Genomic DNA, 19,713 nt, shown 5'->3' with positions numbered 1-19,713 from the left:
GCGGTGACGGCGAACCGACAGTGACTCGACAGCGACCTGACAGCCGCCGCTATGGATCGGCACAGCCTCGGCTCATAGCGTCGGAGCCATGACCGAACGCCGCGACGAGGGCCCGCACGAGCACGACAGAGGCCTCTCCCACGACCTGCCCGTCCTCGCCCGCCGCCGGATGATCCGGCTGATGGCCGGAGCGAGCCTGATACCGCTGGTGGGCTGCGCGTCGCGGGAGGACACCCCCGCGTCCTCCTCGTCGTCCCCGGCGTCCTCCTCGTCGTCCGCCGCCTGCGCGGAGATCCCCGAGGAGACGGCCGGGCCCTTCCCCGGCGACGGTTCCAACGGTGTGAACGTCCTGAAGGAGAGCGGGGTCGTCCGCAGCGACATCACCAAGAGCTTCGGCGACTCCGCGGGCGGCACCGCCGAGGGCGTCCCCCTGACGATCACGCTGACCGTGGTGGACGCGGCCTCCGGCTGCGGCACGCCGAAGAAGGGCGCCGCCGTCTACCTCTGGCACTGCGACCGGGAGGGCAACTACTCCCTGTACTCCGAGGGCGTCACCGACGAGAACTACCTGCGGGGCGTCCAGGAGACCGACGACCAGGGCCGGGTCACCTTCACGAGCGTCTTCCCCGGCTGCTACTCCGGCCGCTGGCCGCACGTCCACTTCGAGGTCTACGGCAGCCTGGCCGACGCCACGGCGGCCACGTCCGTCACGAACACCTCGCAGCTCGCCTTCCCCAAGGACGTCTGCGACACCGTGTACGCGACGGACGGCTACGACGCGAGCGTGCGGAACCTGAGCAGCCTGTCGCTGGAGACGGACAACATCTTCAGCGACGGCCACGCCCAGCAGCTGGCGACGGTGCGGGGCAGTACCGGCGAGGGCTACACCGCGACGCTGACCGTTCCGGTGTGACCTGTCACAGATGACGGGATCGGGGTTGCTTCTTATTACCGACGGGTAGCATCATCGGAGCTACTTGTTGGTACGTGAACTAGCGCGAGGATCCAGTGCCTCGCCGATCTCTCTACGGAGCCGGGAGCCGTCGCCATGGGGCACTACAAGTCGAATCTCCGCGACATCGAGTTCAACCTCTTCGAAGTACTCGGGCGGGACAAGGTGTACGGCACCGGCCCGTTCGAGGAGATGGACGTCGAGACCGCGAAGAGCATCCTGGAGGAGCTGACCCGCCTCTCGGAGAACGAGCTGGCCGAGTCCTTCGCCGACGCCGACCGCAACCCGCCGGTCTTCGACCCGGAGACCAACACCGCGCCGGTCCCCGCGTCCTTCAAGAAGAGCTACCAGGCCTTCATGGACTCCGAGTACTGGCGCCTCGGCCTGCCCGAGGAGATCGGCGGCACCACCGCGCCCCGCTCCCTGATCTGGGCCTACGCCGAGCTGATCCTGGGCGCCAACCCGGCCGTGTGGATGTACTCCTCGGGCCCCGCCTTCGCCGGCATCCTCTTCGAGGAGGGCAACGAGGTCCAGAAGCACATAGCCAAGATCGCCACGGAGAAGCAGTGGGGCTCCACGATGGTCCTCACCGAGCCCGACGCGGGCTCCGACGTGGGCGCCGGCCGCACCAAGGCCGTCCAGCAGGAGGACGGCTCCTGGCACATCGAGGGCGTGAAGCGCTTCATCACCTCCGGTGAGCACGACATGTCGGAGAACATCCTCCACTACGTGCTGGCCCGCCCCGAGGGCGCCGGCCCCGGCACCAAGGGCCTGTCCCTCTTCCTCGTCCCGAAGTACCTCTTCGACTTCGAGACCGGCGAGCTGGGCGAGCGCAACGGCGTCTACGCCACGAACGTCGAGCACAAGATGGGCCTGAAGGCCTCCAACACCTGCGAGATGACGTTCGGCGACCAGCACCCCGCCAAGGGCTGGCTGATCGGCGACAAGCACGACGGCATCCGCCAGATGTTCCGCATCATCGAGTTCGCCCGCATGATGGTCGGCACGAAGGCGATCTCCACGCTGTCGACGGGCTACCTGAACGCGCTGGAGTACGCCAAGGAGCGCGTGCAGGGCCCGGACCTGGCGAACTTCATGGACAAGACCGCGCCCAAGGTCACCATCACCCACCACCCGGACGTGCGCCGCTCCCTCATGACGCAGAAGGCGTACGCGGAGGGCATGCGCGCCCTGGTGATGTACACCGCCTCGATCCAGGACGCCATCCAGATCAAGGAGGCCGCCGGCGAGGACGCCGCCACCGAGCACGCGCTGAACGACCTGCTCCTGCCCATCGTCAAGGGCTACGGCTCCGAGAAGGGCTACGAGCAGCTCGCCCAGTCGCTGCAGACCTTCGGAGGCTCCGGCTTCCTCCAGGAGTACCCGATCGAGCAGTACATCCGGGACTCCAAGATCGACACCCTCTACGAGGGCACCACGGCGATCCAGGGCCAGGACTTCTTCTTCCGGAAGATCGTCCGCAACCAGGGCGCCGCGCTGAACTCCCTCGCCGAGGACATCAAGAAGTTCCTCGCCCTCGGCACCGGCGGCGAGGAGCTGGCCGGGGCCCGCGAGCACCTCGCCAAGGCCGCCGTCGAGCTGGAGGCCATCGTCGGCCTGATGCTCACCGACCTCGCGGCCACCGAGCAGGACGTCAAGAACATCTACAAGGTCGGGCTCAACACCACCCGGCTGCTGATGGCCTCCGGTGACGTCGTCGTCGGCTACCTGCTGCTCAAGGGCGCCGCGGTCGCCGCCGAGAAGCTGGAGACGGCCTCCGCCAAGGACAAGGCCTTCTACACCGGCAAGATCGCCGCGGCGAAGTTCTTCGCGGCCAACGTCCTGCCGGGCGTCACCCTGGCCCGCAAGGTCGCCGAGGGCGTCGAGCTGGACCTGATGGAGCTGGACGAGGCCGCGTTCTGATCCTCACGTCCTCTGTTCGAGGGCCTGTTCCCCTACCCCGGGAACAGGCCCTCGTCCGTCGTTAAGGTGAGGGCATGACCGAACCAGCGCGCTTCGACCGCGGCCACACCGACGACCTCATGACCTTCCTGGCGGCGAGCCCCTCGCCGTACCACGCCGTGGCGACCGCCGCCGAACGGCTGGAGAAGGCCGGCTTCCGGCAGGTCGCCGAGACGGACGCCTGGGACGGGACCAGCGGCGGCAAGTACGTGCTGCGCGGCGGCGCGATCATCGCCTGGTACGTGCCCGAGGGGGCCGCGCCCCACACGCCGTTCCGGATCGTCGGCGCCCACACCGACTCCCCCAACCTGCGCGTCAAGCCGCTCCCCGACAGCGGGGCGCACGGCTGGCGCCAGGTGGCCGTGGAGATCTACGGCGGCCCCCTGCTGAACTCCTGGCTCGACCGCGACCTCGGCATCGCCGGCCGGCTGACCCTGCGCGACGGCTCGACCCGCCTGGTGAACGTCGACCGGCCGCTGCTGCGCGTCCCGCAGCTCGCCATCCACCTGGACCGCTCGGTGACGGCCGACGGCCTCAAGCTCGACAAGCAGCGGCACATGCAGCCGGTCTGGGGCCTGGGCAACGACGTCCGGGACGGCGACCTGATCGCCTTCCTGGAGGAGACGGCCGGCATCCCCGCGGGCGAGGTCACCGGCTGGGACCTGATGACGCACTCCGTGGAACCGCCCGCCTACCTGGGCCGCGACCGCGAACTGCTGGCCGGCCCGCGCATGGACAACCTGCTGTCGGTGCACGCCGGCACGGCGGCCCTCGCGGCCGTGGCCTCCGGAGCGTCCAAGCCGGCGTCCATCCCGGTCCTGGCCGCCTTCGACCACGAGGAGAACGGCTCCCAGTCGGACACGGGCGCCGACGGACCGCTCCTCGGCAACGTCCTGGAGCGCTCGGTCTTCGCCCGCGGCGGCTCCTTCGAGGACCGGGCCCGCGCCTTCGCCGGCACGGTCTGCCTCTCCTCCGACACGGGCCACGCCGTCCACCCCAACTACGCGGAGCGGCACGACCCGACGCACCACCCGCGCGTCAACGGCGGCCCCATCCTCAAGGTCAACGTCAACAACCGCTACGCCACGGACGGTTCGGGCCGCGCGGAGTTCGCGGCGGCCTGCGAGAGGGCCGACGTGCCCTTCCAGTCCTTCGTCTCCAACAACTCCATGCCCTGCGGCACCACGATCGGCCCGATCACCGCCGCCCGGCACGGCATCAGGACCGTCGACATCGGCGTGGCCATCCTGTCGATGCACAGCGCGCGCGAACTGTGCGGCGCCGACGACCCGTTCCTGCTCGCGAACGCGCTCGCGGCGTTCCTGGAGGGATAGAACAGGCCGCCGCCGCATGGGTGTTCCCCACGGGGGTACCCGGTGTGCGGACCGGAACGACCGGACCGTACAGGGAGGCGACACTCATGGGCCTCGGCGGATGCATCATTCTCATCGCCGTGGGAGCCATCCTCACGTTCGCGACCGACTGGGACATGCAGGGGGTCAACCTCGACCTGGTCGGCGTCATCCTGATGATCGTCGGACTGATCGGCGTCACGACCTTCAGCAGCATCGCCCGGCGCCGGCGTGTGGTGGTGCCACCGACGACGCCGGTCGTGGACGACGGACGGCACCGCACGCGCGACGGCTACAGCGACGGATACGGGGTGTGAGCCCCGCCCGGATCAGGTGTCCATCCCGGCAAGGACCAGGGGCAGCCGGTCCGTCCCCGACTCGGTGAGACGGACCGGCACGCCCCAGTCCTGCTGGTGGACGTGACAGGCCGGGTACTCGTTGTCGGGGTCGTCGTCACAGGAGGCGGCCATCGCGGAGACATGCAGCACACCTCCCGGCACGGAGGGGTCGAGTTCGAGGGCGCGGGACAGCTCGGTTCCCGCGCCCTCGCCGCTGCGCAGCAGCTCCGGCGGGGTGGCCGAGACGAGCAGCCGGGTCGAGGGGCCGTACCTGGTGTCGAGCTTCTGGCCCGCCGGGGCCTGGAAGACGACGTCCAACCGGAGCCGCCCCGGGGCGACTTCGGTGGCCTCGCGCTGCGTGCGGTGGGCGACCTCCGGCACCTGCACCGCCTGCTCCGGCAGCCGCAGCCGGGTCAGCCGGTGCCTGGCCGACTCCACGACCACGATGTCGTCGCCGGCGAGCACCGCGTCGCTGGGCTCGCGCAGGTCCGTGGCCAGGGTGGTGACCTCGCCCGTCGCCGGGTCGTAGCGCCGCAGGGCGTGGTTGTAGGTGTCGGCGACGGCGACGGACCCGTCCGGGAGCGCGGTGACGCCCAGCGGGTGCTGGAGCAGGGCCTGTCCGGCGGCGCCGTCGCGGTGGCCGAAGTCGAACAGTCCGGTGCCGACGGCCGTGTGGACGGAGCCGTCGGGCTCCACCCAGCGCAGGGCCGACGTCTCGGAGTCGGCGAGCCAGAGGCGGTCGGGGGTGGCGGCGAGGCCCGAGGGCTGCGCGAACCAGGCCTCGGCACCCGGCCCGTCGACCAGTCCCTCGTTGGTCGTGCCGGCCGTGACGGCCACCGTCCCGTCCTCCGGGTCGTACGCCCACAGCTGGTGCACGCCGGCCATGGCGATCCAGACCTTGCCCTGCCACCAGGCCACGTCCCACGGGGAGGACAGATCGACCTCGCGAGCCGGGCCCGAGGTGGGTGAGCCCTGCCACCACTGCCGGCCCGTGCCCGCGAGGGTGCTGACCTCGCCGGTGGTGAGGTCCAGCCGCCGCAGCGCGTGGTTGACGGTGTCGGCGACGGCCACCGAGCCGTCGCCGAGGAGGGCGAGTCCCTGAGGTTCGCTGAAGGCGGCCGTCCCGGCGGATCCGTCGGCGAAGCCGCGCGCCCCGGAGCCGATCCGCCGCACGACGCTCTCCCCGTCCTCGGCGAGCTCCACCAGCTGATGCCGGGTCGTGTCGCTCACCAGGAAGTTCCCGGACGGCAGCAGCAGGGCCTTGCCCGGGAAGCGGAGCACCGTCGGCTCCGGCTCCGGCGGCACGTACGGCCCCTCCCCGCGCCGCAGCGTGCCCTTCGCCGCGTGCTCGTCCTCCAGCTCCCCGACCAGCCGCTCGATGGCGTGCACATGTCCCTCACCGGCGTGCTGGGCGACGACGTACCCCTCGGGGTCGATCACCACCAGCGTCGGCCACGCCCGCACGGCGTACTGCTTCCAGGTGGCCAGCTCGGGATCGTCGAGCACCGGGTGCTCCACCCCGTACCGCTCCACGGCGTCGACGACCGCCCGGTGCTCCGCCTCGTGGACGAACTTCGGCGAGTGCACCCCGATCACCACGACCGTGTCCCGGTGCTTCTCCTCCAGCGCGCGCAGCTCGTCCAGGACGTGCAGGCAGTTGATGCAGCAGAACGTCCAGAAATCCAGGATGACGATGCGCCCCCGCAGGTCGGCGAGTGTGTACCGCTGCCCGCCCGTGTTCAGCCAGCCGCCCTTGCCGGTCAGCTCGGGGGCGCGGACGCGGGCGCGTCGGGGTGCGGAGTGGTTCATGCGTCCAGGGTGTCATCCGGCACTGACAGTCACCGCAGGGCGTGCCCCGTCGTGGCGTCCACATGGTCCGGGACCTCGTCGTGGCGGTCACCGACCGTGAGGGTGCCGGTGGGCTCGAACATGAGGATCGCCGTCGGGGCGGGGGCGTACGGCTTGTGCTCGGTGCCGCGCGGGACCGTGAAGACGCTGCCCTTGGGGAGCACGACCGTGCGCTCCCCGGCCGGCTCGCGCAGGCCGAGGTGCAGTTCGCCGTCGAGGACGAGGAAGAACTCGTCGGTGTGGTCGTGGGCGTGCCAGAGGTGCTCGCCCTCGACCTTCGCGACGCGGACGTCGTAGTCGTTGACGGCGGTGACGACGCGGGGGCTCCACTGCTCGGAGAAGGAGGCCAGGGCGTCGGCGAGGGAGATGGGTTCCTTGGTCATGAGGTGATCCTGCGGGGTGCCGTACGGGTCGGGCGAGTGCTAGGAATCGCACATGTCGCAAGGATCCTCGCAGCGCCCGCACCGTCCGCACCGGGTCGCCGTGATCGTGGACGAGGGCACCAACCCCTTCGAAGTGGGCGTGGCCACCGAGCTGTTCGGGCTGCCGCGGCCCGAGCTGGGGCTGCCGGGGCCGTTGTACGAGGTGACGCTGTGCGCGCCCGCGCCCGACATCCGGATGAACCACGGCTTCTTCACGCTCACCGGCGTGCGGGGCCTGGACGCCGTGACGGAGGCGGACACGCTGGTCGTGCCGGGCCGGCCGGACAACGTCGTACCGCGCGGCCCCGACGTGCTCGACGCCATCCGCCGGGCACACGCGCGTGGCGCCCGGGTCATGAGCTTCTGCACCGGCACCTTCGCCCTCGCCGAGGCCGGGCTGCTGGACGGGCGGCGGGCGGCGACCCACTGGCGCTGGGCGGACTCCTTCCGGCGGCTGCACCCGAAGGTGCTGCTGGAGCCGGACGTGCTGTACGTCGACGAGGGCGACGTCCTCACCGCCGCGGGCAGCGCGGCCGCGCTCGATCTCGGGCTGTACGTCTGGCGCCACGACCACGGCGCCGAGATCGCCAACCACGTCTCCCGGCGGCTCGTGTTCGCCTCCCACCGCGACGGCGGGCAGCGGCAGTTCGTGGAACGGCCGGTCCCCCAGGTGCGGGACGAGTCCCTGGGGCCGCTGCTGGCGTGGGCCCAGGAGCGGCTGGGCGAGCCGCTGACCGTGGCGGACCTGGCCGCACGCGCGCGGGTCAGCCCCGCCACGCTGCACCGGCGCTTCCGCGCCCAGCTCGGGACGACCCCGCTGGCCTGGCTCACGGGCGAGCGGGTGGCGCTGGCCTGCCGGCTGATCGAGCGGGGCGAGGAGCGGCTGGACGTGGTGGCGGCCCGCAGCGGGCTCGGGACGGCCGCCAACCTGCGGGCGCGGCTGCGGCGGGCGACCGGGCTCAGCCCGTCGGCCTATCGACGGCGTTTCGGAACCGGCGGCGGGGAAGCCCTGGTCTCATGAGATTCCTCGTGTACGACCGGCTCCTCGGCTTCGGTGACGACTACTGGATCGAGGACGACCGCGGCTCCAAGGTGTTCCTCGTCGACGGCAAGGCCCTGCGGCTGCGGGACACCTGGGAGCTGAAGGATCCCCAGGGGCGCGTCCTCGTCGACATCCACCAGAAGATGCTCGCCCTGCGCGACACGATGGTGCTCCAGCGGGCCGGGGAGCCGCTGGCCACGATCCGCCGCAAACGGCTGTCCCTGCTGCGCAACCACTACCGGGTGTCCCTGGCCGACGGCAGCGAACTCGACGTCAGCGGCAAGATCCTCGACCGGGAGTTCGCCGTCGAGTACGACGGGGAGCTGCTGGCGGTGATCTCCCGGCGGTGGCTGACCGTCCGGGACACCTACGGCGTGGACGTCGTCCGCGAGGACGCGGATCCGGCGCTGCTCATCGCGGTGGCGGTGTGCGTGATCCACCTGGCGGAGAAGGAACGGGAGGACTGAGGTTCCTACGGCGTCACGGCTGCCTGCGCGGGGGCTGGAGCCCCAGCACCCGGTCCTTCAGCGCCGGGAACTGCTCCCGCGTGGTGGCGACCTTCCCCGGGTCGAACTCCACCGTCAGGACCTCCTCGCCGGCGCCCGCCTCGGCCAGCACCTCGCCCCACGGGTCGACCACGATCGAGCGGCCGGACTGGGGAACTCCGGCGTGCGTGCCGGCCGTTGCGCAGGCGAGGAGGAACGACTGGTTCTCCACGGCCCGTGCCTGGGCGAGCAGCGTCCAGTGGGACCGGCGGCGCTCCGGCCAGCCCGCCGGGACCACCAGCGTCTCGGCCCCGGCGTCGACGAGCCCGCGGAAGAGTTCGGGGAAACGGAGGTCGTAACAGGTGCCCAGGCCCAGGGTGGTCTCCGGCAGACGCACCGTCACCAGCTCGCTGCCCGCGCCCATCAGCACGGCCTCGCCCTTGTCGAAGCCGAACCGGTGGATCTTGCGGTAGGCGGCGGCGAGGTCGCCGGAGGGGGAGAAGACGAGGGAGGTGTTGTACAGCGGCCCGTCGGGGTCACGCTCGGGGACGGAGCCCGCGTGCAGCCACACGCCCGCGTCGCTCGCGGCCTTCGCCATCGCCTCGTACGTCGGCCCCTCGAGCGGCTCGGCCTCGCGCCCGAACTCCTCGTAGGCGAAGGCACCCGTGGTCCACAGCTCCGGCAGGACGACGAGATCGGCACCCGCCTGCTCCCGGACCATCGAGGCGACCCGCCGGCGACGCGATTCGACCGATTCGCCCTCGTCTACGGCGATCTGGATCACAGAGGCGCGCACACTACCACCGTCCTGGCATTCGACCCGTCCACATGGGGTTCCCCACGGGCCTACGATCGTCACACGAAAGCACTGCCGGGGTGCCTCACAGCAGCGTAACTTAGCTGGCAAGACACCCGCCGACAGCCGCCACCTCCCACTGGCAACGCCGCCACCACCTGCCCGTGCACCGACCGCCGAGGGGTCCCGTTCCGTGAGTCTGCATCCCACCCTCCAGCCCTACGCCGACGCCTGGACCCACTCCATCGAAGCGATATCCGAGCTGCTCCAGCCGCTCGCGGAGGCCGACTGGAACCGGCGCACGCCGTGCCCCGGCTGGTCGGTGCGGGACGTGGTGTCGCACGTCATAGGCCTGGACTGCGAGATGCTGGGCGACCCCCGCCCGATCCACACGCTCCCGCGCGACCTCTTCCACGTCACGAACGACCACCAGCGCTACATGGAGATGCAGGTCGACGTCCGCCGCCACCACACGGCGCCGGAGATGACCTCCGAGCTGGAGTACGTGATCATCCGCCGCAACCGCCAGCTGCGGAACGACTCGCGTGACCCGGGCACCAAGGTGCGGGGCCCGCTGGGCAAGGAACTCACCCTCGAGGAGTCGATGCGGCGGCACGCCTTCGACGTGTGGGTGCACGAGCAGGACCTGCGCACGGCCCTCGGCCGGCCCGGCAACCTCGACTCCCCCGGCGCGCACGTCGCCCGTGACGTGCTGCTCGGCGAACTCCCGCGCGTGGTGGCGGAGGACGCGCAGGCGCCGCGCAGCTCGGCCATCGTCTTCGACGTCCACGGCCCCATCGAGTTCCTGCGCACGATCCGCGTCGACATCCAGGGCCGCGGCACCCTGGAGACGGCCCCCGCGCTCGGCCCCGCCGCGACCCTCACCCTCGACTGGGAGACGTACGTCCGCCTGGCCTGCGGCCGCGTGACCCCCGAGTCGGTCTCCGACCGCCTCAAGCTGGAGGGCGACCCGGACCTGACGTCGGCGATCCTGAGGAACTTCACGGTGACGCGGTAGGAGTCATTCACCGCTGTCCGCAAGGAGCGGGACAGGGCGATCCGACGGTGGTGCGCACGGTACGCCCGTACGGCTCGGAGGGGCGATGGACGAGATCAGGGCACTGCTGCTCGGGGTTGGCCGATTCTCCTCAGCTCTGCAGCCAGGCCAAGAACCGCCACTTGGTGCGGAAGCCTGGGATCCCCTCGAGTTCGTCGATGAGGTACTGCCCTCGGTCACCCGGTCCCTGAGCCAGCTCGGATACAAAACGGACTGTCACAGGAACCCGGATGTCCGGGCCATGCGCGCCGCTGTCGAAGCTTCCCTGGGTTCGTGCCGGGTGATCTATGCCGTCACTCACGGGGCCACCGACAGAATGGGCGACCCGACAAGAGTCGATGCGGTACCGTCCTGTTCCACCATCGGAATGGGCACCAACGTCAGTGAATGGGTCTCAAGCGCGCAAACAATGCGCTATCCGACGCTCTTTCTCCTGGACCTCTGCCGTTCCGGACGATCCGCACGCCTTCCCTTCCTCCTGCAGCACGCCGGCCGCGACACCTATGCATGGGTGATCGCAGCGGCGGCGTCGGACGAGGCGGCGTACGACGGACGCTTCAGCGTCGCGGCTGCCGAGGTTCTCGATGAACTGGCCCGGACGGGACTCGGCACGAGCCCGGCCCGCCCCTTTGTGGCCTTCTCCGTGGTGGCCCGTCGTATCCGTCAGCGCGTCGAGGCAATGCCCGGAGTCCCGCAGACCGTGGTCGCGACACCGCTGGATCAAGGGTTGGACGATCCGCTCCTCCCGTTCTTCCCGAACCCGAACTATCGAGAAGGCTCCCTGCAGTCGGCGAAGGAGAGCGTTGCCCCGGCGGTTCGCCCGTTCATGGACGATCTGCTGGACCAGGGCGTCTCCGAAGCGGAGCACTTCGTGGACCGCGTCGGCACACACTTCGCCGGGCGCCGCCCGCAGTTGAGGAAGTTGGCGGGCTGGCTGGACGACGAAATGTCGCACAGTTTGACGGTCGTCACAGGCAGCCCAGGGGCCGGGAAGTCAGCTCTGCTGGGCGCGGTTGTATGCAGTGCGCACCCTCGACTGGTCGAAGTCATTCCCCAAGTGCGCGCGCGCCTGCAGGCTCAGGAACCGGACGGTTGCCCTTCCGTCGTACCGCGCATGGCTGCCGTGCACGCGCGTCAGCGTCGCTTGATGGAGATCATCAACTCCATTGCCGACCAGCTCAGGCTCAGCGAACCGCCCCACGGCTGGAGTGCGGACGCGATCATCACCGCGGTGTCGAAACTCCACGAGAGACCCGTGATCGTGCTGGACGCCCTGGACGAGGCAGTGGATTCCTCATCGATCGCCAAGGGTCTGCTGCTGGAACTCGCCAAAGCCAAGTACGGGCGGGATCACCCCCGTAAGGACAAGCCGATCTGCTGGCTTCTCGTCGGAATGCGGCCCTGGTCCAATCTTCGTGATCTCTACGAGCAGGCCGCTTCGCACGACGGACTCATTGACCTGGACGCGGTGGGCGGGGCGGAATTGCAAGCCGACCTGACCGCCCACTTGGCCAGCAGGTTTGCCGACTTACCGGCATACCGGCCAAGGACGGCTCGGGCGGTGCGCAACAAGCTCGCCACTGTTGTTGCCGCTCGTCTGATCGAAGAAACCGTCGGCGCACCCTTCGGTGCCTTCCTCGTAGCGACGATCTTCGCCCGCTCCCTGGAAAAACTCCGGGTTGCGCAGACCGAGGACGAAGCGACGCGCCTGGCCGAGTCAGCACCCACAGACCTTCCGGCGCTGCTGGAACTGGATCTGGCCTCGCGCGCCGCCCCCGGCGCCATACGGGCTGTCCTCACTGCGTTGGCACACGCGCAGGGAGACGGTATGCCCATGGAGGTCGCCTCCGTACTCGTGCCCCTCTTCCATACTGGTCCCGCCGAGGGTCTCCAGAGGCTGGCCGACGAGTGCCGGTTCTACACCCGGACCACGGTCGACTCGGACGGTACCTCCCTGTACCGCCTCTTCCATCAAGGACTTGCCGACTACCTGTGTGGAGTCTCGGAGCCAGGATCGGCCGAGGGACGGTGCCCAGACGCGACGGCCATCATCGACCGCGTGTTGACCAGCGGCTTGGTGGGGCACGATGCGCTGACCGGTGCGCGGTCGTGGGCCACCGCCGCCCCTTACCTGTTGCGACACGTTCTCAGCCACGCTGCAGCCGCCGACGGTGAGTTCGTGAAGGCGCTGCTGGAGGACACGGACTTCCTGATTCACGCAGATCCGGACCAGGTACTCCCCTACGTCCTGGGCGGCACGACCAGAGGAATGACCGCCGCGTATGCGGACGCCTTCGCGGAGAGGCGTCCCACCACTCCTGAGGCTCGTCGCTTCCTTCTGACCATCACCGTGATGCAGGGCGGCGACGCCGCCGTCCTGCGGTCCTTGCGTTCCACCATGAGCAGGGACTCCTGGCAGCCCTACCGGGTCGCACGCCTGCCCTCCCGTGGCATCGTCCGGTCGCTGAGCACGACAGTGCAGGACGGTGACCTCGTGACCCTGATCGCAGACATCGACAACTGCGTCGGCCTGTGGCAAGTCAATGGAACGCGCAGGCACATCTTGCCCTTGTAGCGACTGCCCGGCACGGTGCGGGCCCTGGCGACCGCGCACATGGACGGCCGTGGGGTTGTCGTGAGTGGCGGATTCGCGGGTCGTCTCGACGTCCGGGACCTCGACCCTGCCGCGGGTGCGGCTCGCCTCATCCCGATCGCTGCTCCGGTCCGCCGGCTCGCCTGCGCCCAGGTGCGTGGCCGTCCCATCGTCGTGACCGGCGGTGCCGACGGCAGCGTCCACATCCACTGGCTGGACTCAGGGGCACCCATCGCTTGGATCACCGAAGCTCACACGGGTCCTGTCACGGCCGTGACCTGCACAACGGTGGCAGAAGAGCCTGTCGCGGTGTCCACGGGACGCGATGGCCTGATCAAATGCTGGCACCTTGGCAGCGGCCTCCCCTTCGCGCCTCCCCTCGACAATGGTGCGCCTGTTGGCGCGCTCGCCTGTGCCCGGTCGGGAAGCCATCCTGTCGTCACCGGCGGCCTCGACGGCACGGTGCGTTTCTGGAGCATCGCCGACCGCAGCAGTGTGCTGGGCGAGGCGCATGCCGGAGCCGTGCGTGCAGCCGCGTGCACCGAGTTCGGAGGGAGCGCCGTAACGATCACCGGAACCGACGACGGCGAGGTACGAGTGTGGGACGCCGACCGCTGGTCGCCGGTGGACCGGCTGGCCCTCCCCGGCGGAATCAGGGCCTTGGATGCCGTTCACGACACCATCTTGGTGGGCCTCAGCCGGGAAGTGATCGCGCTGAGGAGACAGGGCCCGCGCGGACACGCTCTTCGATGGCGCGACTGGGGCTGGGACTGGCCCGAACAGAAAACCTGAAGGGGCTTGTCCACCCTCCGGTCCATGGCTCAGGCGAGGCCGGGACCGAGCAGGTCGGCGACCCTCGGCGACGCGAGGTAGTTGGCGACCAGGTGGAAGTCGAAGGTGTGGATCGCCACGCTGCCGGAGCGGTCTGTGTCGACGCCATCGAAAGTCGCCTCGACTCCCCCCGGCGGAATCGCCACCAGGTCCCCCGGGTCGGCGAGGTTCACCCACTGCTTCACGCCCGGGGGGCGGCGGCCTCTGCCGTTGACCGGCGCTGGTTCCAGGCGGTCGAAGACGGCATGGGGCAGTGCGAGCGGAGATCCGAGCGTGATCAGGAGATCGACCTTGAGATGTGGGTAGGCCCACAACGCCTCGTAGGTGGCGACGGAACCCAGCGAATGAGCCATGACGATGTCAGGACGTCGCGCTGCCACTGCCTCCGCGATCCTCGCCCGCACTCGAAAGCGTGCGGAGCCGTCGTAGCCCCGAAGGTAGGTGTGTACTTCTCGGAAGAAGGTGCTCACGAACCACTCGGTTGCCGGGGCCCCCAAGCCTCGACTCCTAGCCAGCCAGGCGAGGGATTGCCGTAGGAAACCCGTGGCGCGTCCCGCCGGGACCCCTGTGGGCACGTTCAACTCTCGCAGCCATTCCCGGACCGATTCCTCTTCGGCGGGCTCGAGGTCGTCCAGGCTCCGCGTTCCTCCTTGACGTCCCGGCGTGCGCAGCAGGTCAGCGTAGTAGACGACCGACAGGTCTTGCGGATGTCCGGAGGCAGCCCCTCGGGCGAGAGCCGCGAGCCACGCGTCTCGGAGTTCGTTCGCCGCTTGCGGGACGGTGAGGCCCGGCCTGTGCTGCCCGACTCCATGAATGCCGACAACGCGCTTCACCAGGCCTCCAGCCGTTCCATGACGATGACTTCGGGTCCGCATCCCATGACCAGACAACCGTCCGGCGCGAAGGTCAGCGCGTTGACCGGCATAGGCAGGGCCAGTGTCTCCACGGTGCGATGTTCAAGGTCCCACAGGCGTACGGTGCTGTCCTCGCCTGAGGTAAAGGCGGTGGGTCGGCCTCGTACGGCAGCGCACACGACCGCCAGAACACCACTGGTGTGGCCACGGAGCGGATCCCCGAGCTGACGCTTGGTGGTGAGGTCCCACACGCGGACCGTTCGGTCGTAGCCCGTACTGACCGCGACGGGGAGGGAGCCGACTTCGGTGCAGGCAACCGCTGTGACACCACCGGTATGGCCCCGCAGGGCGGCGACGAGCTTCGGCACGCGGGATGTCAGATCCCACAAGCCCACGATGCCGTCGTCGCCGCAAGTGACGGCGTGCGGCCGACCTTGCAGGTCGACAGCGGCAACACCGGTTGCGGCACCGCGATGGCCTGGGACCGCGCGACTCAGCGGTACACGGTTTTCGAGGTCCCATGCGCGAATCTCTCCACCACGGGTGCAACTCAACAGGACGGGCCGCTCCCGAATCCGGGTCACCGCCAGTCCGGTGGCGGCGCGGTCGTGTCGCATGCTCATTCGACCAACCAACCGGTTCGTAGCCAGGTTCCAAAACCGGATGACCCGAGAGGCCCCGGAGGTCACCGCGACCTCACGCACCTGGGCGGTCCGGCTGCCGAGCCGCGTACAGGTCAGAGCACGCGCCGGATATCCGTCCAGCAATCCCATGTGTTCTCCGTGCTCCATGCCCCAGATGTTTATGGGATCGTCCTCCGCCGCGGTGAGGGCGATCGCCCTCTCCCCGACCACAGTGGTGGCCACGGCCTGGACGGTGGCGCGGTGGCCGGTGATGGGACGTCCGACGGGAAGTCGTGGGGTCATGTCCCATATGCGCATTGTGCTGTCATCGCTGACCGAGAGGGCAATCAACTGGTCGTCGCCGGGGGAACCGGGCTCGGCCGCCTGTCGGACGGTGGTCACGGCGACGGCACGGACCCAGTCCGTATGACCGACGAAGGCGTCACCGACGGCCGTCCGTGTCCGCAGATCCCACCGCCTGACCGTTCCGTCATCGCTGGTGGTCACCGCTATGGGACGGCCCCCTGCCACGGCGCAGGTCACGGAGGTGGCGGCGCTGAGTCGGTCACCGAACGGTCTCCCCAGAACCTGCCGGCCGGCAAGGTCCCACATCCAGATGCCCGACTGCCGAGTGGTGACGACGGCCACCGGCCCTTGATCGAGCATCGTGCACGCCACAGCCGTCGGCGCGCTGAGTCGTACGCCGAAGGGGTCTGCGGACATCTGTGTCGTGTCGACATCCCAGATTTGGATGCCGGAGTTCCGCGTGGCGACTACGGCCACCCGACGGTCACCCAGACGTGTGCAGGCGACCGCTGTGCAGGCAAGATCACGCTCCGCGATCTTGGAGACGCTGTGCCCGCCGCGCTGCAGGCTTATGGCATAGAAGCCCAGGCTGCTCTCGCCCGCTGCCACGATGACCGCTCCGTCGTCCGTTTCGACGGCGGACAGCCCTAGAATCCGTTCCTGGCCTGTGCCATGCGGGGTACCGACGAGCGTGCCGGAGACCGCGTCCCACACCTGGAGGCGGTCCGCCTGATCTGCGGCGACAACGTAAGGCGTCCCCTGTGCCTTCAGACAGAGCACAGCGGTGATACCGGAAGCGTGCTCCTGGCCCAGGGTCTTCAGGAGTTGCCGGGACGCAAGGTCCCACAACCGGATGGTTCCGTCGTCCCCGGCGGTCACCGCGACGCGTTGCATTGACGTCGTCTCCGTGACCGCGATACTCGTCACGGCATCGACATGTCCCGTCAGAGTGTCGAGCAGCGCGCTGTCGACCTGCGAGCCGGTCGCCCAGCGGGGAAGCCACGCATCCGGAGGCGCGCCGGCATTGAGCCGGCCGAGCAGAGGGCGAGCGCCGTATCGGGCCGCGTCGATGGCGAGCAACTGCCGCCGAATGCGGGCGTCGGCGTGCCGGTGGGCTCCTGAAGAGGCACGGTAGACGGCAACGGCGAGTCGTCCGGCATCTGTCTCCGCCATGGCCAGGGCCGGAATGACAGTGGCCGGGTCGGCATGGACGAGGAACTCCGCATCGGTGAAGAGCTCGTCCTGGCGATCGCAGTCACGCGCGTGCTGGACCGCGTGCCGTAACAGATACGGGGGAGCCGTCGACCAGGCTGCGAGGGACGTTCCCGACCGCTGACCGGCGCAGCCGAGAAGAACGTCGAGGACCAGGCGCTCCACTGGCTCCGCAGGTGTCGAGTTCCTGTTCTCCGCCACCAGGTAGTCGGCCAATCCCTGGTGAAACGGGCGGTACAGGGTCGTACCGTCAAGCTCGACATCCGTGCGCAGATAGAAGAGAACATCACTGAGCGCTTCGTGCAGCTCGGGACTCGTGACACCGGGGACCAGCGACTCGGCCAGCGGCATGGCCAGCTCGGCCGGCATGCCGTCACCTTTGGCGAAAGCGAAGGCCGACAGCAGTGCCCGGGCCGCTGTGGAGTTCGGGCGGGCGCGCAGGTCCAGGTCGAAGACGGCGTGCAGGTGGTGGGGGACGGTCCGCCCGAGCAGTGCCGCGTCGTGCTCGGTACCAGGGGCGGGCACGGCGGCCAGGTAGCGCACGAAAACGCTGGCGACGAGGAATGCCCCCCATTCCTGGTCTGATGCGTCGACAAGGCTGTCCGCGGCTGCGGTCGAGAGCCGGTCGCGAACCGCACGATGACTGCCTGAGGCATAACCGTCGATGTCCGCGAGGGAAATGGCCAGGTAGTCGCGCACATCCTGTCGCAGTTCCAATGGATCGGTCACGTTCAGGTCGATCAGAAGGCCATCGTCCGCGGCGGCGCGCTGCAAGGCTGCGAACTCCCCCCACGGGCGCGCGCCGACGAGGAGCCGGCAGACGGCCCCGCCGTCAGGTCGACGCGAACAGGCCAAGGGAAGCAGCAGTTCGTCCGTGACCCTGGCGGGCTCGTTGGCCTCGTCCAAAGCGTCCACTACGAGGGTGGGCGGCACATCGGATGCGGTGACGGCCTCCACGAACGTTTTCGGGGACCAGCCATCGGGCGGCCCATCGAGGCGTAGCTGCCGGGCCAGTGATGTCACCAGATCGTCCAATTCCCGCTGCCGTGCGTGCACTGCGGCCATGGAGCGGTTGATGGAGGGGCAGCCGGCCGGGTCCGTCTGCAGGCGGGCTCGAATATGCGGAGCGGCCTCGACCAGTGTGGGATGGGCCGCGCCGACTACGGCGCCGATCAACGCTGACTTGCCCGTGCCCGGCCGTCCGGTGACCAGGCAGAGGCCGGCAGACCCGACGCCGTCAAGCCATGGAGCGAGGAGTGCGAGCTGGCTGCGCCGCCCGGTGAAGTGGCGGCCTGCCTTGTTCGCGAAATGGGCCGAGTCCTGTGGCCGCAGGGCGGTCGGCTCGTCCACGAAGGCACGAAGTGGGCCGTCCAGAGCGCTGCGCGCAGCCAACGAAGGGTCCCAGACGAACAAGGGATTGGGCACAAAGGGCAGTTCGGGTTCCGGATGGCTCGGGTCCAGCGGTGTGGCGTGGATCGTCTGCGGCAGGCCTGGCATGCGGCCAAGACGTTCGCCGATCCGTCTCGCCAGCAAGGAAAAGGAGACGTAGGGCTGGGTCGGGCTCGTCCCGAGGCCCGTGCGCGAGGACTCCTCCAGGATCTCTGCCACCGCTTGGCTGAATCGCCCGTCGAAGGCGTCCTCCGAACCGCCTGCGGCCGCGATGACCCAGGCGTAAGTGTCCCGACCGGCCAGCTGCCCCATGAAGGGGAGCCGGGCAGCGACGCCGGACCGGCACAAGTCGAGCAGGAAGAGCGTCGGCTTTGCCGACGCCTGTGCCGCAGAGACCCAGTCCGTGACGTTCGAGCCGACGCCCGTGCGCGAATCCGACGCGATCATGTCGAGCCGGTTGGGGTCATGGCCCATTCCTGCCACTCCGTGGGACATGACGTGCAGGACTCTGTGATCGCCGTCCAAGGCGTCGGCAACCGCCGATCTCAACTCGGTCAGGGAGGGGTCGCGCACGACGTCGACGGTGTACCCGGTGTGCTCCAGAGCCTGTTGCACCTCTGGAAGGACCTTGTGGACGAAGTCCAGAGCATCCCATCCCTGGCCGCCGACCGGAGGCTCGTCCCCCGAAGCCACGGCGGAACGGAAGGTGCCCACCGCTACCACCAGCGCGCGTTCCTCGCCCACTCCGACCCGTCCCCCTCGCCCCTGTCTCGCCAGCATGGCACAAGCCCACGCGTCTCGGGATGGCGCTGTCGGCGGCCCTGTCAACTGCTCGCCCTGCGAAGCGCAGCACCGGAAAACCTCGTGCCCCCGCCCCACCCCCCGCCGTAGCATCCCCCGGCATGACCCCACCCCACCGCTCCCGCACCCGCCTCACTTTCCACGGCCCCCTGTCCGAGGCCCGGGCGGACCGGCTCGTGCGGCGGCTCGCCGGCAACGCGCCCGTGACCGTTCTGGACATCGGCTGCGGCTGGGGGGAGCTGATGCTCCGCGTCCTGGCGGCCGCGCCGCGGGCGACCGGCACGGGGATCGACCTCGACGGCGAAGACCTGGCCCGGGGCCGACGGGCCGCCGAGGCGCGTGGGCTCGCCGACCGGGTCCGGTTCCTCGAGGAGTCCGCCACCGGCACCGCCCACGGCCCCGCCGACCTCGTCCTGTGCGTCGGCGCGAGCCAGGCCCTCAGCGGCGAGCTGCCCGCGGCCCTCGCCGAACTGCGCCGCCTCGTCTCCGACCACGGTCGTGTCCTGCTCGGCGAAGGGTTCTGGCAGCGCACCCCGACCCCGGCCGAGCTGTCCCGCATGTGGCCGGACGCCGCCGCGACCGACCATCCCGACCTCGCCGGCCTCGTGGACCAGGCGGTCGACGCGGGGTTCAGGCCGGAGTGGACGGAGACCGCGAGCCTCGACGAGTGGGAGGAGTTCGAGTCGGCGTACCTCGCGGACACGGAGGTGTGGCTCGCCGAGCACCCCGGTCATCCCCTGGCGGAGGAGACCCGGCAGCGCGCCGACCGCCACCGGTCCGCCTGGCACGCCTACCGGGGCGTCCTCGGGCTCGCGTACCTCACCCTCGTACCGGTGGCCCGCTGACCGGG

15 protein-coding genes are annotated in these 19,713 nt (G+C 69.8%); 10 read left to right on the top strand and 5 right to left on the bottom strand.

Annotated features, from left to right (window positions below; all coding sequences use genetic code 11):
* Positions 1-88 precede the first annotated feature (88 nt).
* From C1703_RS20250 to C1703_RS20235, 4 genes are all read left to right on the top strand, one after another.
* Positions 89-913, top strand: a complete 825-nt coding sequence (locus C1703_RS20250; protein ID WP_114254204.1) for an intradiol ring-cleavage dioxygenase — start codon at positions 89-91, stop codon at positions 911-913.
* A gap of 135 nt (positions 914-1,048) precedes the next feature.
* Positions 1,049-2,875, top strand: coding sequence for an acyl-CoA dehydrogenase (locus C1703_RS20245; RefSeq protein WP_114254203.1), 1,827 nt, complete (start codon positions 1,049-1,051; stop codon positions 2,873-2,875).
* A 74-nt stretch (positions 2,876-2,949) separates the two neighbouring features.
* A complete protein-coding gene (locus C1703_RS20240) occupies positions 2,950-4,248 on the top strand; it encodes a M18 family aminopeptidase (RefSeq protein WP_114254202.1) in 1,299 nt (432 codons plus the stop codon).
* An 86-nt stretch (positions 4,249-4,334) separates the two neighbouring features.
* Entirely contained in the window at positions 4,335-4,583 is a 249-nt protein-coding gene (locus tag C1703_RS20235; RefSeq protein WP_114254201.1) for a DUF6458 family protein, read from the top strand.
* 12 nt (positions 4,584-4,595) lie between these two features.
* On the opposite strand, the gene C1703_RS20230 is transcribed toward C1703_RS20235, so the two are convergent.
* Both C1703_RS20230 and C1703_RS20225 read right to left on the bottom strand, forming a co-directional pair.
* On the bottom strand, positions 4,596-6,413 hold the full coding sequence (locus tag C1703_RS20230) for an NHL domain-containing thioredoxin family protein (RefSeq protein WP_114254200.1): 1,818 nt from the start codon (positions 6,411-6,413) through the stop codon (positions 4,596-4,598).
* Positions 6,414-6,442: 29 nt separating this feature from the next.
* Positions 6,443-6,835, bottom strand: coding sequence for a cupin domain-containing protein (locus C1703_RS20225; protein WP_114254199.1), 393 nt, complete (start codon positions 6,833-6,835; stop codon positions 6,443-6,445).
* Between the two features lie 52 nt (positions 6,836-6,887).
* On the opposite strand from C1703_RS20225, the gene C1703_RS20220 reads away from it, so the two are divergent.
* Both C1703_RS20220 and C1703_RS20215 read left to right on the top strand, forming a co-directional pair.
* Positions 6,888-7,895: a helix-turn-helix domain-containing protein gene (locus C1703_RS20220; RefSeq protein WP_114254198.1), complete on the top strand. Its 1,008-nt coding sequence runs from the start codon at positions 6,888-6,890 to the stop codon at positions 7,893-7,895.
* Entirely contained in the window at positions 7,892-8,383 is a 492-nt protein-coding gene (locus C1703_RS20215) for an LURP-one-related family protein (protein ID WP_114254197.1), read from the top strand. Before C1703_RS20220 ends, C1703_RS20215 begins: the two co-directional genes overlap by 4 nt.
* A 13-nt stretch (positions 8,384-8,396) precedes the next feature.
* On the opposite strand, the gene C1703_RS20210 is transcribed toward C1703_RS20215, so the two are convergent.
* Entirely contained in the window at positions 8,397-9,197 is an 801-nt protein-coding gene (locus C1703_RS20210) for a carbon-nitrogen family hydrolase (protein ID WP_114254196.1), read from the bottom strand.
* A gap of 193 nt (positions 9,198-9,390) precedes the next feature.
* Here C1703_RS20210 and C1703_RS20205 point away from each other — a divergent pair, with 193 nt between their 5' ends.
* From C1703_RS20205 to C1703_RS20195, 3 genes are all read left to right on the top strand, one after another.
* The gene (locus tag C1703_RS20205) at positions 9,391-10,215 is read left to right on the top strand and encodes a maleylpyruvate isomerase family mycothiol-dependent enzyme (RefSeq protein ID WP_114254195.1); all 825 of its coding nucleotides are present in this window, start codon (positions 9,391-9,393) and stop codon (positions 10,213-10,215) included.
* A gap of 85 nt (positions 10,216-10,300) precedes the next feature.
* Entirely contained in the window at positions 10,301-12,829 is a 2,529-nt protein-coding gene (locus tag C1703_RS20200; RefSeq protein ID WP_157993130.1) for an ATP-binding protein, read from the top strand.
* Between the two features lie 60 nt (positions 12,830-12,889).
* Positions 12,890-13,639, top strand: coding sequence for a WD40 repeat domain-containing protein (locus tag C1703_RS20195; protein WP_157993129.1), 750 nt, complete (start codon positions 12,890-12,892; stop codon positions 13,637-13,639).
* Between the two features lie 29 nt (positions 13,640-13,668).
* Here the strand turns inward: C1703_RS20195 and C1703_RS20190 are convergent, their stop codons facing one another.
* On the bottom strand, positions 13,669-14,031 hold the full coding sequence (locus C1703_RS20190; RefSeq protein ID WP_114254192.1) for a hypothetical protein: 363 nt from the start codon (positions 14,029-14,031) through the stop codon (positions 13,669-13,671).
* 476 nt (positions 14,032-14,507) lie between these two features.
* Complete coding sequence (locus C1703_RS20185) at positions 14,508-18,806, bottom strand: caspase family protein (RefSeq protein ID WP_198678224.1); 4,299 nt, start codon at positions 18,804-18,806, stop codon at positions 14,508-14,510.
* Positions 18,807-18,964: 158 nt separating this feature from the next.
* Here C1703_RS20185 and C1703_RS20180 point away from each other — a divergent pair, with 158 nt between their 5' ends.
* Positions 18,965-19,708 (top strand): class I SAM-dependent methyltransferase, encoded by a 744-nt coding sequence (locus C1703_RS20180; RefSeq protein ID WP_114254190.1) that lies wholly within the window; start codon positions 18,965-18,967, stop codon positions 19,706-19,708.
* Positions 19,709-19,713 lie beyond the last annotated feature (5 nt).

Source organism: Streptomyces sp. Go-475 (assembly GCF_003330845.1).
GTDB lineage: Bacteria > Actinomycetota > Actinomycetes > Streptomycetales > Streptomycetaceae > Streptomyces.
The sequence above is the reverse complement of the archived record's forward strand: the minus strand, read 5'-3'. Positions and strand labels throughout refer to the sequence as shown.

Excerpts from the sequence above, each read along its gene's own strand:
- C1703_RS20250 (WP_114254204.1), top strand. The coding sequence starts at position 89 with ATGACCGAACGCCGCGACGAGGGCCCGCACGAGCACGACAGAGGCCTC.
- C1703_RS20245 (WP_114254203.1), top strand. The coding sequence starts at position 1,049 with ATGGGGCACTACAAGTCGAATCTCCGCGACATCGAGTTCAACCTCTTC.
- C1703_RS20240 (WP_114254202.1), top strand. The coding sequence starts at position 2,950 with ATGACCGAACCAGCGCGCTTCGACCGCGGCCACACCGACGACCTCATG.
- C1703_RS20235 (WP_114254201.1), top strand. The coding sequence starts at position 4,335 with ATGGGCCTCGGCGGATGCATCATTCTCATCGCCGTGGGAGCCATCCTC.
- C1703_RS20230 (WP_114254200.1), bottom strand. The coding sequence starts at position 6,413 with ATGAACCACTCCGCACCCCGACGCGCCCGCGTCCGCGCCCCCGAGCTG.
- C1703_RS20225 (WP_114254199.1), bottom strand. The coding sequence starts at position 6,835 with ATGACCAAGGAACCCATCTCCCTCGCCGACGCCCTGGCCTCCTTCTCC.
- C1703_RS20220 (WP_114254198.1), top strand. The coding sequence starts at position 6,888 with ATGTCGCAAGGATCCTCGCAGCGCCCGCACCGTCCGCACCGGGTCGCC.
- C1703_RS20215 (WP_114254197.1), top strand. The coding sequence starts at position 7,892 with ATGAGATTCCTCGTGTACGACCGGCTCCTCGGCTTCGGTGACGACTAC.
- C1703_RS20200 (WP_157993130.1), top strand. The coding sequence starts at position 10,301 with ATGGACGAGATCAGGGCACTGCTGCTCGGGGTTGGCCGATTCTCCTCA.
- C1703_RS20190 (WP_114254192.1), bottom strand. The coding sequence starts at position 14,031 with ATGGCTCATTCGCTGGGTTCCGTCGCCACCTACGAGGCGTTGTGGGCC.
- C1703_RS20180 (WP_114254190.1), top strand. The coding sequence starts at position 18,965 with ATGACCCCACCCCACCGCTCCCGCACCCGCCTCACTTTCCACGGCCCC.